Consider the following 16,777-nt stretch of genomic DNA (forward strand, 5'->3'; position numbering starts at 1 on the left):
CTCCAGGGGCGGCGGGGCTTCCAGGGGCGGCAGGGTCTCCAGGGGCTGCGGGGTCTTCGGGCGCTGCGGGGGCGCCGGGATCCGTTGGGGCCTGGGGCTCGACAGTGGTCTGGGGCTCGATGGTGACCTGGGGGGCGGCGGTGACCTGGGAGTTGGTCGTGGCCTGCGGGCCCGCAGCGCCCCCGTGAACGGCTCCTGGGTGAGCGGCACCCAGACGAGCGGCCCCCTGTTGAGCGGCCCCCGCCAGCACGCCGTCCAGCGGCAGCGACTGCGTGTGGCCCGGCAGTTCGCCCGCGCGTACCGCACCGGCCCCCGCGACCGGCCCCCCGGCCACCGGCCCGGCCCCCGGCCCGATCCCCACATCGGCTCCGCCCCCCGCCGCCCCCAAGGCGCCGGCCGTCGCCGCCGGGTGGGAGGGCAGGAGGACGGCGGCCGTGCACGCGGCGCCGAGGCAGGTCGCGAGGAAGGGGCGCATGGGAAATCCTGGACACGGGGCGGGGCGGCGCGCCATCGCTGGTCTGACGGGCCATCGGCCGATCCGGTGGCCGCCCGGGGCGTACCGGAGGCGTACCGCGGGCCTTCCGGACTGACCGCCGGCGGCCGGCGCGCGTACCCTGGCGGCGATGAACGCCACCGATCGCACCCCCGCCGACCTGCTGGGTTCCGCGCTCGCCGCGGACCCGGCCCGCCCGCTGGTGACCTTCTACGACGACGCCACCGGCGAACGGGTCGAACTCTCCGTCGCGACCTTCGCCAATTGGGTGGCGAAGACCGCCAACTACCTCCAGGGCGATCTGGCCGCCGAGCCGGGCGACCGGCTGGCGCTGCTGCTGCCGGCCCACTGGCAGACCGCCGTGTGGCTGCTGGCGTGCGCGTCGGTGGGCGTGGTCGCGGACGTCGGGGGCGATCCGGCGGCGGCCGATCTGGTCGTCAGCGGTCCGGACGCGCTCGACGCGGCGCGGGCCTGCTCCGGGGAGCGGGTGGCGCTGGCGCTGCGTCCGCTGGGCGGCCGGTTCCCGCAGCCGCCGGCGGGTTTCGCGGACTACGCGGTGGAGGTGCCGGGCCAGGGCGACCGTTTCGCGCCGTTCGTCCCGGTGGATCCGTCGGCGCCGGCGCTGGTGGCCGGCGGTGTCGAGCTGACCGGCGCGGAGATCGGGGCGCGGGCGCTGGCGGACGCGGCGGCGTCCGGGATGCCGCCGGCGCCGCGGGTGCTGTCGGGCCTGCCGTACGACTCCTGGCAGGGCCTGTCGTACGGGCTGTACGCGCCGCTGGCGGCGGGCGGCTCGGTGGTGCTGTGCCGGCACGTGGAGCGGCTGGACGAGGCGGCGCTGGCGGAGCGTACGGCGGCGGAGAAGGTGACGTTCACCGCGCCGCGCGCCTGAGCCCGGCGGCAGCACCGGCGCACGGGCCACGGCCCGGCCCGCGAAGCGGCCGCCGCCCCACCGCACGCCCGACCGGGACCGCCCCGGCCCCCGAAGCAGACCTCACCCCCACACCCCTTCCCCGAGGCTCCCCTCCCCCATCCAGCCGACCCCCCTTCCCTCCGGGCGGGCCGCCCGGCCCCGTTGGCGCCATGCTCGGTGTACAGGCCCGATGGGCGCGGGCATCCCCGGTGGGGGCCGTCGGTCCGCCGTCCGGTGGTGGCCGGCGCGGGGCCGCCGGCTCCGTGAGGAGGGACGCAGGTGACCGAGAGCCCCGAGAACCCGCCACCGCCCGGCCGCCGGCGTTCCGGGAAGCCGGCGCGGTTCCAGGGGTGGCCGGAGCGGCCGGCGGGGGTGCTGCGGACGGACCGGCCGGGGCCGCCGAGGACGCCGCCGGCCCGGCACCGGCGGTGGCTGCGGGCCGGGGCGCTGGCGCTGGCCGTGGCGGTGCCGGCGTCGGGGGCGCTGGGCTGGGCGATCTGGACGCGGCTGAACGGCAACATCCGCTCGGACAGCGCCACCGAACGGGAGCTGGAGAAGTACGAGTCGGAGCGGCCGCCGGCGGGCCCGCCGAACGCGCAGAACATCCTGCTGATCGGCTCGGACAACCGGTCCGGCGCCAACCGGGAGTACGGGACGGACACCGGGACGCAGCGGTCGGACACCACGATCCTGCTGCATCTGGCGGCGGACCGGCGCAGCGCGACGGCGGTGAGCATCCCGCGGGACCTGATGGTGGCGGTGCCGCACTGCAAGCGGGCGGACGGGCAGGAGTCGGCGGCCCGGACGGCGGAGTTCAACTGGGCGTTCGCGTACGGCGGGGCGGCGTGCGCGATCCGTACGGTGGAGCGGATGACGCGGATCCGCGTCGACCACCACATCATCGTGGACTTCACCGGGTTCAAGAACATGGTGGACGCGGTGCACGGCGTGCAGCTGTGCCTGGCGCGGCCGATCCGGGACGAGGAGGCCCATCTGTCGCTGCCGGCCGGGCGGCAGACGCTGGACGGGGAGGCGGCGCTGGGGTTCGTCCGGGCGCGCAAGTCGCTGGGGGACGGCAGCGACACCCAGCGGATGGCCCGGCAGCAGCAGTTCCTCGGGGCGCTGGTGAAGAAAGTGCAGAGCAATGGTGTGCTGCTGAATCCGATGCGGCTGTATCCGGTGATGGACGCGGCGACGAGTTCGCTGACGACCGACGCGGGTCTGGCGTCGCTGCGCGGGCTGTACGAATTGGTGCGCGGTATGCGCTCCATTCCCACCGCGCAGGTGCGGTTCCTGACCGTGCCGCGTACCGAGTACCGCTACGACCCCAATCGCGATGAGCTGGTGCAGCCGGACGCGGAGCGGCTCTTCTCGCGGCTGCGGAAGGATCAGCCGGTCGCGGTGGCGCCGCGGCGGGCGGGCGACGGGAAGCCGCGCGGGGCGGGGCGGGCGGCGCGGCCGGCGCCCGCCGGGAGTGCGGTGCCGGTCTTTCCGGGGAGCACCGCGGAACACGCGGCCTGCGAATAAAGACGCCGCAAAGGGTTCCGGGGAACGGCGAAGAAAATGGGCGGATTGCCCGGTTGTAGGGAAGTGGAATGTGTCACGGGCGTCGCTCGACGCTGAAGTGGGCGGATAGTGTGAGCGATCCGGTCGGCCCGACCAGCCGGCCGCCGACCGCTGCCCGGGCGGCCCGGCGCCACCGGAATCGGCGACCGCGCAGCGACCGGAACAGCAACCGAAACAGCAACCGCAACCACCCGACACACGATCGACCGACCGACCGAGCGCCTTGAGGGGATGGCGCCGCGTGGTACCGACGGAGGACTCAAGGCACCGTGGACGCGCAAGGCCGTGGGCAGGCGGACGACAACAACGTCGACCCCGCCGATCAGTGGGTGTTCGATCCGGACACCGGCAACTACGAGCTGCGGACCGACCCGTCGGGTCGGCCCCCGGCCCGGCCCGACGACCGGCCGGCGCGCGGGAGATGCGGGGCCGCGGGCGGTGCGGGCGGCGAGGACACCGACACCCGGCCGCTGCCGGTGCAGCGCGGCCGCCGCAAGGGCGCTGACGCCGGGGCCGGTGAAGCGGCGGGCGGCCGGGCGGCGCGCCGGGCCGCGGCCCGCAGCGGGTCCGGGCCGGCGGGCCGGGGCGCGGCGAGCCGCCGCAAGCCGAAGCGGGCGTCGGGCCGGCGGAAGGCGCTGTACTGGACGGCCGGGGTCGTGGGCTTCGTGCTCGTCGCCGGCTGCGGCACGGCGTTCGTGATCTACCAGCAGCTCGACGGCAACATCAAGAAGGTCGATGTCGGCGAGGAGAACGCGGCGGTCACCGACGGGCCGGTGAACCTCCTGGTCATCGGCACGGACGCGCGGACCGGCAAGGGCGACACCGGCTACGGCGACTCCGGCAGCGTCGGGCACGCGGACACCACGATCCTGATGCACATCTCCAAGGACCGGACGAACGCCACCGCGCTGAGCATCCCCCGGGACCTGATCACCGACATCCCGGACTGCCCGACGAAGCAGCCGGACGGCACGACGAAGGTGATCCCCGGTCAGCGGCAGGTGCGGTTCAACACCAGCCTGGGCCAGGAGGGCCGGGATCCGGGCTGCACGTGGCGGACGGTGGAGAAGCTGACCGGCCTGAAGATCAACCACTTCATGATGGCGGACTTCAACGCGGTCAAGGACCTGTCGAACGCGGTGGACGGCGTGGAGGTGTGCGCCGCGAAGGACATCAACGACCCCAAGTCGCATCTGCGGCTGTCGGCGGGCCGGCACGTCGTCAAGGGCGAGCAGGCGCTGGCGTTCGTCCGGACCCGGCACTCGGTGGGGACCGGCAGCGATCTGAGCCGGATCCAGCTGCAGCAGCAGTTCCTGGGGTCGCTGATCCGGAAGCTGAAGTCGAGCGCGTTCAGCAGCCCGGGGAAGCTGCTGGACGTGGCGCAGGCGGCGACGAAGGCGCTGACGGTGGACACCGGTATCGGCACCGCGTCGAAGCTGATGGACTTCGGGACCGATCTGAAGCGGGTCGACCTCAACAAGATCACCTTTGCTACCGTTCCGGTGCTGGACAACCCGCGGGACAAGGCGACCGTCGTGCTGGACACGGCGAAGGCCGAGCCGCTGTTCCGGATGGTGCAGCAGGACCACGCGCTGGCGAAGGGCGCCGGGAAGGGCAAGGGCGGCAAGGAGGCGCCGGTGAAGAAGGCGCCGGCGGAGCTGGTGCGGGTCGATGTGACCAATGGCGGCGGGCCGTTCGGCGCGGCGCAGGAGACCGTGGACTGGCTGCAGAACGACAAGGGCGCCCGGCTGTCGACCAACGCCGGCAACGCGCCGGAGAAGCTGTCGGCGACGCGGCTGGAGTACGCCCCCAACCAGGCGGACCAGGCGGCGACGCTGGCGGAGTGGATGGGCCTGCCGAAGAGCGCGCTGAAGCAGACGGCGCGGGACGCCGGTCCGCGGGTGCCGATGAAGCTGGTGCTCGGCAAGGACTTCACCGCGCCGGGCACGCCGATCGAGGCGCCGACCGAAACCCCGGCGGGGGTTCAGCACGTCAATGCGGATGACAAGAACATCTGCGCGAAGTAATCCGGCCGGCCACTGAGCCGGGGCCACCGAGCGCACCGGAACGGAACAACGGGGAGAGAGCGAATGCCGCAGAGCGGTGTGCGCGGTGACGGGCAGCGGCGGGGGCGCCGGGCGAAACCGGAACCGCTGGGCTGGGCCGACAGCGGCTTCCGCGACCAGGGGCTGCCCCCGGACGCGCCCGGCTGGAGCCCGGACGGGGCGGCGCCGGGAGCGTCCGGGCCGTCCGGTCCTTCCGGCCCTTCCGGTCCGTCCGGCGGCCCGGCCGCGGGCATACCGGTCCCCGGGATACCGGGCGGTGACGGGCCATCCCCTGACGGCCCGCCCGCTGACAGCCCGCCCGCTGACAGCCCGTCCACTGACGGACCGTCCGGTGACGGCCCGTCCGGCACCGACGCCAAGGGCGCGGACGGAAAAGCCGGCCGGCCGCGCCGCAAAGGCCGCCGGGTGCTGCGCTGGACGGCGCTGGGCCTGGGCCTGCTGCTGGTGGCCGGCGCCGGCGGCGGCTACCTCTACTACCAGCACCTGAACGCCAACCTCCGCAAGGAGGCCCTGGACCTCGGCCCGGGCGGGATCCAGAAGCCCGAGCCGAACGCGTTCGGGCAGACGCCGATGAACATCCTGCTGCTGGGGTCGGACGGCCGGAACACCGAGAAGAACATCGAGCTGGGCGGCGCCCGCCAGGACGCCGACCGCAAACCGCTCGCGGACGTCCAGATGCTGCTGCACGTCAGCGCGGACCGCAGCAACATGTCGGTGATCTCCATCCCGCGCGACACCCGGGTGCTGATCCCGCAGTGCACCGACCCCAAGGACGGGCACGTCTACCCGCAGACCACCGGGGCCATCAACGAGTCGCTGCAGCACGGCGGTCCGGGCTGCACCGTCGCCACCTGGAAGGCGCTGACCGGCATCTACATCGACCACTTCATGATGGTCGACTTCGCCGGGGTGGTGGACATGGCCGACGCGGTCGGCGGCGTGCCGGTCTGCGTGGACCGGAACGTCTACTCGCACGACAGCAGGGGCCACGGCAGCGGCCTGAAGCTGACCAAGGGCACCCACTCCGTCAAGGGCGTCCAGGCGCTCCAGTGGCTGCGGACCCGCTACGGCTTCGAGGACAACACCGACATCGGCCGGGCCAAGGCCCAGCACATGTATCTGAACTCGATGATCCGCCAGCTCAAGCAGGGCACCAAGCTCACCGACCCGGTGCAGCTGCGGAACCTCGCGGAGGCGGCGACCAGCGCGCTGACCGTCGATGAGGACCTGGGCTCGGTCAAGCGCCTGTACGACCTGGGCGGCGACCTCCAGCGGGTGCCGACCAAGCGCGTCACGATGGTCACCATGCCCTGGCAGTACGGGCCCGGGGAGCGGTACGTCGTCCCGAAGCCGGGCGAGGCGGAGGCCACGTTCGCGATGCTGCGCAACGACGTCGCGCTGGACGGCCAGGACGCCAAGGGCGCGAAGAAGAAGCCCGAACCGGACCCGGAGCCGTCGGTGCCCAAGGGGAAGCTGGCGGTCGTGGTGCAGAACGGCACCGGCAGCACCGTCCGCGGCCCGGTGGGCGGCCGCGCCGGCCAGATCCGCGACCACCTCGCGGGGCTCGGCTACACCGGCGCGACCCAGGACTCCGAGCTGATCAGCCAGGCCGACACCACCCTGGTCTACCGGGACGCGGGGCAGCGGGGCGACGCGCTGGCGCTGGCCAAGGCGCTGGGGCTGCCGAAGAGCGCGGTGCGCCAGTCGTCGGCGGCGTCCGGGCTGCGGCTGGTGGTCGGCAACGACTGGCGGAGCGGGACGGACTACGCGGCGGCGTCCGGCGCGCCGGGCAGCTCCGGCGGGGCGCCGGCCGACAAGGCCCCCAAGAGCGCCGACCCGCTGAACGCGGAGAAGGACTCCTCGGCCTGTATGACCGTCAATCCTCAGTACTCGTTCTGAGCAGTCCGCAGTACTCGTTCCGAGCGACACGTCTCTGAACGACACGTCTCCGGGCGGCCGGCCGGCGGCGGGGTGCGGCCCGGGGGCGCGCACCCCGGGCGGCTACTTCCCGGCCGGTGCGGCGGCGGTCCGCACGGCGGGCCGCCGGCTGGCGATGACCTTGCGGGCCAGCGAGCGCGGGCTGGTGAGGAAGCCGGTGCCCCAGGACATGTGCATGGTGACCAGGGCGACCGGGATCTGCGCGCGGGCCTTGAGCGGAAGGCCCTTGCCGGCCGGCAGCGAACCCGCGGTGATCGCCGCGAGGTAGCCGGCCGGGACGGCGAAGCCCCAGGGGGTGACGGCGGCGCCGACGACGAGCCCGGCGGCGATCGCGCACACCGCGGCCGGCGGGGCGAGGTAGCGGAGGTTGATCGACCCGGAGTGGTAGCGGGCGACGACGTGCCGCCACTTGCCGTAGTCCTTGTACTGCTTGGCCAGCGCGCGGACGCTGGGCCGCGGCCGGTACTGGACCTTCAGCTCCGGGGAGAACCAGATCAGGCCGCCGGCCTCGCGGATGCGGAAGTTCAGCTCCCAGTCCTGGGCGCGGATGAACTCCTCGTTGTAGCCGCCCTGCGCTTCGAGGACCTCGCGGCGGAAGACGCCGAGGTAGACGGTCTCGGCGGGGCCGGCCGCGCCGCCGGTGTGGAAGGCGGCGTTGCCCACGCCGATCCGGGAGGTCATGGCGGCGGCCACCGCCTGCTCCCAGGCGTTCTCGCCCTCGGCGTGCATGATGCCGCCGACGTTGGCGGCGCCGGTCTCCTCCAGCAGGCGGACGGCGGTGGCGATGTAGTTCGGCGAGAGCATGCCGTGGCCGTCGACGCGGACGACGACGGGGTGCCGGGACGCCTTGATCGCGGCGTTCAGGGCGGCGGGGGTGCGGCCGGTGGGGTTGGGGACGGTGTGCACGCGGGGGTCCTCGCGGACCAGTTCGGCGGCGATCTCGTCGGTGCGGTCCGTGGAGGGGCCGAGGGCGATCACCACCTCCATCTCGCCGGCGTACTCCTGCTCCAGGATGTGCCGGACCGCGTTGCGCAGGTGACGTTCCTCGTCGAGTACCGGCATGATCACGGAGACGGCCGGGAGCTGCTGCTGGGGCATGGTTCCTCGGGGGTACGGCCCGCTGGCGAGCCGCCGTGGGGCGGCAGCGCCCGCCGGGAGACTGCGGATTTCCGCCTCACGGTACCGCGAACGGGGGACGCGGTCGGACGGCAACCGGGTGGCCGCGCCCCGCCCGCCCGGTGTGTGGCGTTTTGCAGGAGATCGTATCGGCTTACGGTGTCCCGGTCCGCTCCGTACCGCACCGTTCCGCGCCCGCGCGGGCCGCCCGCGCCGGCCCGCAGCCCCCCGTCCCCGTCCACCGCGGAGGTGGCCCGTGACCGCGCCGTCCCCCTCCTCCCGCACCGTTCCGGGCCGGCGCCCGCGGCGGTCCCGGCGGCGTGCGCGCCCCCGGCGCCCCCAGGGGCCGCGCTGGGGCCTGCGGATCAGCACCGCGGCGGCCGCGCTGCTGCTGTCGGCGGGCGGCGTCGGGCACGCCATGGTCACCGGCGTGGAGACCGGCATCGGGCGGGTGGACGCCTTCCAGGGGATCAGCGACCGGCCCGGCGGCGGCGCCGGCCTGACGTTCCTGGTGGTCGGCACGGACGGCCGGGACAAGCTCACCGACGCCGAGAAGGAGAAGTTCCACCTCGGCGGCGCGCCCTGCCACTGCACCGACACCCTGATGCTGGTGCACCTGTCCGCCGACCGCAGCCGCGCCAGCGTCGTCAGCCTGCCCCGCGACTCCTACGCCGAGGTGCCCGCCCACCAGGACGCCGACGGCCGCCGCCACCCCCGGCACGCGCTGAAGCTGAACGCCGCCTACGCCGAGGGCGGCCCCAACCTCACCGTGCGGACCGTCGAGCACATGACGGGCGTGCACATCGACCACTACCTGGAGGTCGACTTCACCAGCTTCATGCGGACCGTGGACGCGGTCGGCGGGGTGGAGATCTGCACCGTGCGGCCGCTGCGGGACCGCTACTCGGGGCTGGACCTGCCGGCCGGCACGTCCCGGCTGGGCGGCGGGCAGGCGCTCCAGTACGTCCGCTCCCGGCACGTGGACGCCTCCGCCGACCTGGGCCGGATGCAGCGCCAGCAGCGCTTCCTGGCGGCGCTGGTGGACCGGATCACCTCGACCGGGGTGCTGGTCAACCCGGTGCGGCTGAAGGAGGTCGCCGACGCCGTGCTGCAGTCGGTGCGGGCCGACGCCGGCTTCGGGGCGGCCGATCTGACCGATCTGGCGCAGGCGATGCGCGGCTTCGGGCCGGCGTCGTCGGAGTTCGCGTCGGTGCCGCTGCGCGGCGCGGCGGAGAACGTGCCGGGGCTGGGCTCGACGGTGCGCTGGGACCCGGTGGAGGCGCCGAAGCTGTTCAGGGCGCTGCGCGAGGACCGGCCGTTCGCGCCCCGCCCGGAGCGCGCCGGGCCGTCCGCCGCGGTGGTGGACGTCCCGCCCGGCCGGGTGCAGGTACGGGTGGAGAACGGCACCGGGCGGCCCGGGCTGGCCGCGCGCGTCACCCGCGAGCTGCACGCCGCGGGCTTCGCCACCACCGGCGCCCCCGGGGACGCGGCCTCCGGCCCGGTGGCGCGCACGGTGATCTCGTACGACCCGCGCTGGGACCGTTCGGCCCGCTCGCTGGCGGCCGCGCTGCCGGGCGCGGAGCTGCGGCCGGCGGCCGGGCAGGGGCCGGTGATGCGGGTGACGGCGGGGGCGGACTTCCGGGCGGTGCGGCCGGTGCGGGCCGAGGAGCCGACGCCGGCGCCCGGCACCCTCGCGGCGATCACCGGTGACCAGGCGGTGTGCCGATGACCGTGCCAGCGCCCCGCCGGACCGCGCCGGGGCCGTCCCCGGCCGGCCCGGACCGGCGCCGCCGGGCGGCCCGGGTGGCCGCCGCCGGGGCGGTGCTGGGGCTGGTGCTGGCCGCGGCGGCGGCCGCGCCGGCGGCCCCGGACGCCCCGACCGGCTGCGGCGACCTGGTGCGCGGCCGGCTGTGCCTGCGCGGCCCGGTCGGCACCACCGGCGTCTACACGGCCGTCTACCGGCGGGACGACCCGGCGGCCGGGGAGCTGACCGTGCGGCTCGGCTACCAGCGGAAGAACTCCCGGATCACCGCGTTCCCCGGCTGGTTCGGCACCGGGCGGACCCGGGGCGGCGCGGTGCGGCTGAGCGGGCGGGTGGAGATGCTGCCCGACGAGTGCGTCCGGGGCGTCATGGAGTACGTCCGGACGGTGTTCGTGACCAAGTGGAGCTGCGGCTGACGCCGGGCGCCGCCCGGTGTCCGACACACGCGGAGGCGAACCATGTGGCAGGTCGTGCTGGCCGTCACCCCGGCCACGGTGGCGCTGTTCCTGGCCGCCGCGCTGGCGCTGGCGCTGGCCCTGGCGGCGTGGGCGGCCCGGACGCCGTACGGGCGCGGGCCGCGGGGCGCGGCGCGGGCGCTGCTGGCGGGCTGGCTGCTGCTGATGCTGGTGGTGACGCTGGCGCCGCTGCAGCCGCTCGGGTCGGCGGACGCGACGTTCTGGTGGCGGCCCGGGGAGGGCCTGTTCGAGCTGGGCGCGCGGCTGGAGCCGGCGCAGGTGGCGCTGCTGGTGCGGCGGCAGGCGGCCGGGGCGGCGCTGTTCGTGCCGGTGCCGCTGCTGCTGCGGTTCGCCGCGCCGCGCTGGTCGGCGGCCGGGGCGTTCCTGCTGGGCGTGGGGCTGAGCGCCGCCATCGAGACCGGGCAGCTGCTGATGCGGGCGGGCCGGGTCGCCGACATCGACGACGTGCTGTGCGCGGCGGCCGGGACGGCGACCGGCGCGGCCCTGGCGCTGGCGGCGAAGCTGGCGGTCGCCCTCGTCCACCGCCGGACGCTGCCGCGGCGCCCGGTACGGACCGCGCCGGCACCGGCACCCGAGGAGGCGTGAGGCGCCGGGCCGCGGCTGCGTACGGTCGCGGGGCGGCGCAGCAGCCCCGTGCCCGACCTGTCAGGCGTCGTCCGGCCGGTCAGGCGTCGTCCAGCCCCTCGGCCGCCCGCCGCTCCCGCAGCTCCTTGATGGCCCGGCGCCGCGCCAGCCGGTGCGTCCGCCGGATCTGGGCCTCCTGATAGCGCCGCTTGTCCCGCTCGGTCTCCGGGATGACCGGCGGCACCGGCCGCGGCTTCCCGTGCTCGTCAACGGCCGCGAAGACCAGATACGCCGAACCGACCTGCTGGGCCGGCGTGGACTCGTTCCACCGCTCGGCCAGCACCCGGACGCCGACCTCCATGGACGACCGCCCCGTCCAGTTGACCTGCGCCTTCACATGCACGAGGTCGCCGACCCTGACCGGCTCCAGGAACACCATCTCGTCCATCGACGCCGTCACCGCCGGCCCGCCGGAGTGCCGGCCGGCGACCGCGCCCGCCGCGTCGTCGACCAGTTTCATGATCACTCCGCCGTGCACGGTGCCGAGGAGGTTGGTGTCGGCCGCGGTCATGATGTGCGACAGCGTGGTGCGGGAAACGGAGGTCGGCTTGCCCGCGAGGGCGTCCTCCGCGGAGTCGGTGACGAGATCGGTCATGCAGACCAGCGTAAGCGGCTGCCGTACGCGACCGTACGGCAGCGGTGGCGAACGCGGCCCCTGGCGGGCCGACGCGGCCGGGGCGGGCGGCCGCGCCCCGGCCGCACAACGTCCGGCCGACCCGTGACCGAGGTCTCGACCCACCCCTCCCCTCCGTGACATCCGTCTCCCCTCCCCCGCCGGAAACCATCCGGAATGAAGCCTTCCGGAGGCCCCGCCGGAATCGTCGCCCCCTTCTCCATATGGGCCGTTACCGCTCCCCCGCTTTGCATCAGCTCTGCAACAGCCCTGGCCCGATCCCGCACCCGCCCTATGGAGCGGCCCCCCGCGGCGTGCACACTTCCCCGTATGAATGAGTGGCCCCAAGGACGGTCCGGCGACCCGGCCGGCAACCGGTACGGACGCGGCAGCGGCAGCGCCGAGCCGGAGGGCGCGCGCGCCATGCCGCACGTACGGCGCGACGCGGCCCCCGGTTACCGGCGGAACGAGCCCCCGCTCCCGCCCTCGCTCTCCCCGCGCCGCGGCGCGGGCGTCCCGCCGCAGCAGTCCGGGGGCCACGACGACGGCTACAACACCGGCCAGGTCTACGGCGCCGGCGGTGGCGGCGGCGCGGGCGGACGCTCCGCCCGGCCGCGCCCGAACTGGGGCCGCCGCATCAAGTGGACGGTGCTCACCCTGGTCGTCGTGGTGCTCGCCACCTCGATCGGCACGTACTTCTGGGCGGACGGCAAGCTGCGCCGCGAGATCGACCTGAGCAAGGTCATCGACCGCCCGGCCACCGGCGACGGCACCAACTACCTCATCGTCGGCACGGACAGCCGCGAGGGCATGACCGACGACATGAAGCAGAAGCTGCACACCGGCGGCCCCAAGGACGGCGGCCGCACCGACTCGATGCTGATCCTGCACGACGGCAGCAACGGCCCCACCCTCATATCCCTGCCCCGCGACTCCAACGTCGAGATCCCGTCGTACGTCGGCTCGACCTCCGGCAAGAAGTACCCGGCGACCGGCCGGCACACCAAGCTGAACGCCACCTACGCCGAGGACGGCCCGGCACTGCTGGTCCGCACCGTGGAGTACAACACCCACCTGCACATCGACCACTACGTGGAGATCGGCTTCGCCGGCTTCGCCAACATCGTCGACGCGCTGGGCGGGGTGGAGATGGACATCCCCAAGGGCTTCAAGGACAAGGACTCCGGCGCCGACTTCAAGGCCGGCACCCAGACCCTCAACGGCGCCCAGGCCCTCGCCTTCGTCCGGACCCGGCACGCGTTCGCCAGCCAGGACCTGGAGCGCACCAAGAACCAGCAGAAGTTCCTGGCCGCCATCGCCCACCAGGCCGCCACCCCCGGCACCGTCCTGAACCCCTTCAAGCTCTACCCGACGCTCGGCGCCGGCCTGGACACCCTGAAGGTCGACAAGGACATGAGCCTGTGGGACCTGGGCCAGATGTTCTTCGCCATGAAGGGCGTCACCAACGGCGACGGCAAGTCCATGAACATGCCCATCTCCGGCAGCGTCGGCGGCAACCTCGTCTGGGACCAGGCCAAACTCAAGCAACTCGTCCAGCAACTCAACAACGACGAACCGGTCACGGTCACCGGCAACTGACGGCGGACGATGACGACGAGGGGCCCCGGCCGATTGCGGCCGGGGCCCCTCTCCTCGTCTCGCCGTGAGCGCTGGACCTCGACCCCGGACAGCTTCGACAGCTTCAGCAACCGCGGATTGCTGCGGCGGTGCAGGGACGACAGGACACGGAGCACCTCGCGGCCCATGGGGTGGATCCTGACCATCTGCGGCGCCACGTCCCAGGCGGCACAGAGATCCCCAAGGGCCCCGTCCCGGTCACCGATGTCGAGCCGGGCCCGCGCCATGTTGATCCGGGTGGGCGCGATCCGTGTGGGCGGCAGGCCCGCCAGGACGGCCTCGATGTTCTCGGCGGCACGCAGGGCGTCACGCGGTTTCCCCAGGTCCAGCCGCGTGGCCAGTACGTGGGTGGCGGTGTTCCGCGGCCCGAAGATCAGTCCTTCAGCCGCCCGGCGAGGGTCATGCCCCGGAGGTTCAGCACACCGACCGCGAAGGCCCGCTGCTGACCCGAGAGGCTCGTCTGCGCCTGCGCGACAGCCCGGTCGACGATGGTCAGCCCGCCCTCGAAGTCCCCGCCGTTCAGATAGGCCCCGGCGCGGTCACGCGCGGCGATGGCGTCCCCCAGCGGATTGGCCCGCTGTTCGACGGCCCAGCGCTGACGCGTCACCGCCAGCTCCGCCATGTCCATCCACCTGTGCCGCGCGGCCAGCCAGTAGACGGTGCTGTAGACATCGGCGAGAGACGCCCACGCCTCCACCGTGTCCGCCGCATGGGCGTGCGTCGTGGCGTCCCTGAGCAGCCTCGGCAGCATCCTCAGCAGGCCGGGCCACCTCCACGTCGTCGCGGAGCCGTCCGGCAGCCGCCAGGGCGGCCCCTACCGACTCCTCGTGGACCTCCTGGCGTCCAGGCAGGTCGTAGTCCCGGACAGCGGAGCGAAGCGCCGACAGCTTCTGCTCTCCGTCCCGGGCGACAGCCGCCTTGCCCATGACCTCCGCCATGCTCAGCCCCAGCGGCTTGCCTACGGCGGCGGCCACGGCGGGCGTCAGCGTCCGGTCTCCCACCTCGATCTTGGAGAGCAGGGAGACGCTGATGTTCGCCCGCCGCGCCAACTGCGTCTGGGAGAGCCCGCGTTCCTTCCGGAGCGCGGCCAGGTTCGCGCCCGGTGCCAGTTCGGTGGTCGTGCTCATGCGATCAGCCCTACCTCCTGCCAGGGAGCCATCTGCCCGAGCCATCGTGCCCGTACCGGCAGGTACCCGCACGACGTTCCCCCGCCCCTGCCCCCGTTGGCCGCCACTTGTGCAAGCCGTGTGCAAGTCCCATGGCACGCAAGAAAGTTGACTGGGGTGCAGCAGTCAGCAACCGACGACAGCGAAGGGACCACCGATGGCGACAGCAGTGCATACGCGCGACCCCCGGACGTCTGGGAGCGCGTGGTACGGCTCATCATGCGCGACCACGGGACGGGCCGGGAGCTCGCGGGGCGCACCTTCGGCCAGAGGCCACCGCGCAGGAAGGGAATCGAGATGGAAGCGGTCACCGCGGCATGGGAACGGTACGCGGCCGGCAGGACGCCGAGGAGAGCCCGGAACGCCGCCGGGGCCGCCACGTGGCTGAACTGGACCCAGTACCCCGACCACGGGCCCGACGAGTCCCTGCTCGGCCCGGTGCGCGGGCGCCGGGTGCTGGAGCTCGGGTGCGGCACCGGCTGCAACCTCGCTCACCTCGCGACGCTGGGCGCGGTGTGCGTCGGCATCGACATCGCCCCTACGCAACGGGCAAAGGCGGAGGCCCGCTGGGGACGGGTCCCCCACCTCACGTTCCGGACGGCGGAGGTGACGGAGTTCCTGGCCGCCGCCCGCCCCGAGAGCTTCGACGTGGTGCTGTCGATCTTCGGGCCGGTGTGGTTCACGGCCCCGGCGACGCTCCTGCCGCTGGTGCGGCGGAGCCTGGCCCCGGGGGGTGTGTTCGCGTTCTCGCACAGGCCGCCCGAGCACGGCGAGGAGCCGGGAGGGCCGCTGCGGGACGCGCGGGCGGTGGCGCGGTGGGACCACTCGGCTCGGGAATGGGCGGGGCTGCTGGCGTCGGCCGGCTTCAGCGGCGCCACGGCAGAGGTCATCGATCCCCCGGTGGGCGAATCCGTGGGGACGCTGGTGGTGCGCGCCGAGGCGTGAGGGCTGGGCACCGCCCGAGCAGCGAAGGGGCCCCGGCCACTGCGGCCGGGGCCCCTCTCGTCGTCGCGCAGGGCGGGCCCTACGGCAGGTTGCGGGCCATCACGATCCGCTGGACCTGGTTGGTGCCCTCGTAGATCTGCGTGATCTTGGCATCGCGCATCATGCGCTCGAGCGGGTAGTCGCGGGTGTAGCCGTAGCCGCCGAGGAGCTGGACGGCGTCGGTGGTGATCTCCATGGCGGCGTCGGAGGCGTAGCACTTGGCGGCGGCGCCGAAGAAGGTGAGGTCCTCGTCCTTGCCGCCGGCCGAGACGCGCTCGGAGCGGGCCGCGGCGGCGTAGGTGAGCTGGCGGGCCGCCTCCAGCTTCATCGCCATGTCGGCCAGCATGAACTGCACGCCCTGGAAGTCGCCGATCGGCTTGCCGAACTGCTTGCGCTCCTGGACGTAGCCCTTGGCGTAGTCGAGGGCGCCCTGGGCGATGCCGAGGGCCTGCGCGGCGATGGTGATGCGGGTGTGGTCCAGGGTCTTCATGGCGGTGGCGAAGCCGGTGCCCTCCGCGCCGATCATGCGGTCGGCGGGGATCCGGACGTTGTCGAGGTAGACCTCGCGGGTCGGCGAGCCCTTGATGCCGAGCTTCTTCTCCGGGGCGCCGAAGGAGACGCCCTCGTCGCCCTTCTCGACGACGAACGCCGATATGCCCTTGGAGCGCTTCTCCGGGTCGGTGACGGCCATGACGGTGTAGAACTCCGACACCCCGGCGTTGGTGATCCACCGCTTGACGCCGTTGAGCACCCAGTGGTCGCCGTCCCGGACGGCCTTGGTCTTCATGCCCGCCGCGTCCGAACCGGCGTCCGGCTCGCTCAGGCAGTACGAGAACATCGCGTCGCCCTTGGCGAGCGGCCCGAGGTACTTCGCCTTCAGCTCCTCGCTGCCGGAGAGGATCACCGGGAGGGAGCCGAGCTTGTTGACGGCCGGGATCAGGGACGAGGACGCGCAGACCCGCGCCACCTCCTCGATCACGATGACCGTGGCCAGCGCGTCCGCCCCGGCACCGCCGTAGGACTCCGGGACGTGAACGGCGTGCAGGTCGTTGGCGACCAGCGCGTCCAGCGCCTCCTGGGGGAAGCGGGCCTCCTCGTCCACCGCGGCGGCGAACGGCGCGATCTTCGCCTCGGCGAGCGAGCGCACCGACTCGCGGAGCATGGCGTGCTCCTCCGACGGCCGGTACAGATCGAAATCAGCGGCCGCGTTCTTTCCCACTCGCGCCAAGGTGTCTCACTCCCCTGTGAGGTGTGGCAGCGCTAACTACCGTTAAGTAACCCTTACTGGAAAGGGATTCTAGGGCCGATGCCGGGCCGCGGATAGGTGAGGTTGCCGACAGTCCCCCCAGCGCGCGTACGCGTTCGGGAAGGGTGCGTTCCGTGCCCGACTATGCTCGGTCAGCACCGTCTTCCCGGAGAACGTCT

At 73.9% G+C, this 16,777-nt stretch carries 13 protein-coding genes and 1 pseudogene; 9 read left to right on the plus strand and 5 right to left on the minus strand.

Annotation, left to right across the window (positions count from 1 at the left end; translation table 11 throughout):
* Positions 1 to 623: 623 nt before the first annotated feature.
* The 4 genes from ADL22_RS13875 (at position 624) to ADL22_RS13890 (ending at position 6,934) form a co-directional block, all read left to right on the plus strand.
* Positions 624 to 1,382, plus strand: coding sequence for a TIGR03089 family protein (locus tag ADL22_RS13875; RefSeq protein WP_066977967.1), 759 nt, complete (start codon positions 624 to 626; stop codon positions 1,380 to 1,382).
* 300 nt (positions 1,383 to 1,682) lie between these two features.
* Positions 1,683 to 2,930 (plus strand): LCP family protein, encoded by a 1,248-nt coding sequence (locus ADL22_RS13880; protein WP_066977970.1) that lies wholly within the window; start codon positions 1,683 to 1,685, stop codon positions 2,928 to 2,930.
* 308 nt (positions 2,931 to 3,238) lie between these two features.
* Positions 3,239 to 4,996, plus strand: a complete 1,758-nt coding sequence (locus ADL22_RS13885; RefSeq protein WP_066977973.1) for an LCP family protein — start codon at positions 3,239 to 3,241, stop codon at positions 4,994 to 4,996.
* A 63-nt stretch (positions 4,997 to 5,059) separates the two neighbouring features.
* Positions 5,060 to 6,934, plus strand: a complete 1,875-nt coding sequence (locus ADL22_RS13890; RefSeq protein WP_066977975.1) for an LCP family protein — start codon at positions 5,060 to 5,062, stop codon at positions 6,932 to 6,934.
* 102 nt (positions 6,935 to 7,036) lie between these two features.
* Here the strand turns inward: ADL22_RS13890 and ADL22_RS13895 are convergent, their stop codons facing one another.
* Positions 7,037 to 8,071, minus strand: a complete 1,035-nt coding sequence (locus ADL22_RS13895; RefSeq protein ID WP_066977978.1) for a glycosyltransferase family 2 protein — start codon at positions 8,069 to 8,071, stop codon at positions 7,037 to 7,039.
* A gap of 274 nt (positions 8,072 to 8,345) precedes the next feature.
* On the opposite strand from ADL22_RS13895, the gene ADL22_RS13900 reads away from it, so the two are divergent.
* The 3 genes from ADL22_RS13900 to ADL22_RS13910 are packed head-to-tail and all read left to right on the plus strand — an operon-like array spanning position 8,346 to position 10,912.
* Positions 8,346 to 9,818: an LCP family protein gene (locus tag ADL22_RS13900; RefSeq protein WP_066977981.1), complete on the plus strand. Its 1,473-nt coding sequence runs from the start codon at positions 8,346 to 8,348 to the stop codon at positions 9,816 to 9,818.
* On the plus strand, positions 9,815 to 10,267 hold the full coding sequence (locus tag ADL22_RS13905) for a hypothetical protein (protein ID WP_066977984.1): 453 nt from the start codon (positions 9,815 to 9,817) through the stop codon (positions 10,265 to 10,267). The genes ADL22_RS13900 and ADL22_RS13905 overlap by 4 nt, the downstream gene beginning before the upstream one ends.
* Positions 10,268 to 10,309: 42 nt before the next feature.
* Positions 10,310 to 10,912, plus strand: a complete 603-nt coding sequence (locus tag ADL22_RS13910; RefSeq protein ID WP_066977988.1) for a VanZ family protein — start codon at positions 10,310 to 10,312, stop codon at positions 10,910 to 10,912.
* 79 nt (positions 10,913 to 10,991) lie between these two features.
* Here the strand turns inward: ADL22_RS13910 and ADL22_RS13915 are convergent, their stop codons facing one another.
* Entirely contained in the window at positions 10,992 to 11,546 is a 555-nt protein-coding gene (locus ADL22_RS13915; protein ID WP_066977991.1) for an acyl-CoA thioesterase, read from the minus strand.
* 348 nt (positions 11,547 to 11,894) lie between these two features.
* On the opposite strand from ADL22_RS13915, the gene ADL22_RS13920 reads away from it, so the two are divergent.
* The gene (locus ADL22_RS13920) at positions 11,895 to 13,163 is read left to right on the plus strand and encodes an LCP family protein (RefSeq protein ID WP_066977994.1); all 1,269 of its coding nucleotides are present in this window, start codon (positions 11,895 to 11,897) and stop codon (positions 13,161 to 13,163) included.
* Positions 13,164 to 13,575: 412 nt separating this feature from the next.
* Here ADL22_RS13920 and ADL22_RS36165 read toward each other — a convergent pair whose 3' ends face one another.
* Both ADL22_RS36165 and ADL22_RS36170 read right to left on the minus strand, forming a co-directional pair.
* Positions 13,576 to 13,953 (minus strand): hypothetical protein, encoded by a 378-nt coding sequence (locus ADL22_RS36165; protein WP_066977997.1) that lies wholly within the window; start codon positions 13,951 to 13,953, stop codon positions 13,576 to 13,578.
* A 238-nt stretch (positions 13,954 to 14,191) separates the two neighbouring features.
* Positions 14,192 to 14,374: pseudogene (locus ADL22_RS36170) on the minus strand (helix-turn-helix domain-containing protein); the annotation flags it as partial.
* A gap of 111 nt (positions 14,375 to 14,485) precedes the next feature.
* Between ADL22_RS36170 and ADL22_RS13930 the strand changes: the two are divergent.
* Entirely contained in the window at positions 14,486 to 15,313 is an 828-nt protein-coding gene (locus ADL22_RS13930; RefSeq protein WP_234430690.1) for a class I SAM-dependent DNA methyltransferase, read from the plus strand.
* A gap of 79 nt (positions 15,314 to 15,392) precedes the next feature.
* On the opposite strand, the gene ADL22_RS13935 is transcribed toward ADL22_RS13930, so the two are convergent.
* Positions 15,393 to 16,571: an acyl-CoA dehydrogenase family protein gene (locus ADL22_RS13935; RefSeq protein ID WP_267890167.1), complete on the minus strand. Its 1,179-nt coding sequence runs from the start codon at positions 16,569 to 16,571 to the stop codon at positions 15,393 to 15,395.
* Positions 16,572 to 16,777: the final 206 nt, after the last annotated feature.

Source organism: Streptomyces sp. NRRL F-4489 (genome assembly GCF_001509485.1).
In the GTDB taxonomy this organism is placed as follows: Bacteria; Actinomycetota; Actinomycetes; order Streptomycetales; family Streptomycetaceae; genus Streptomyces.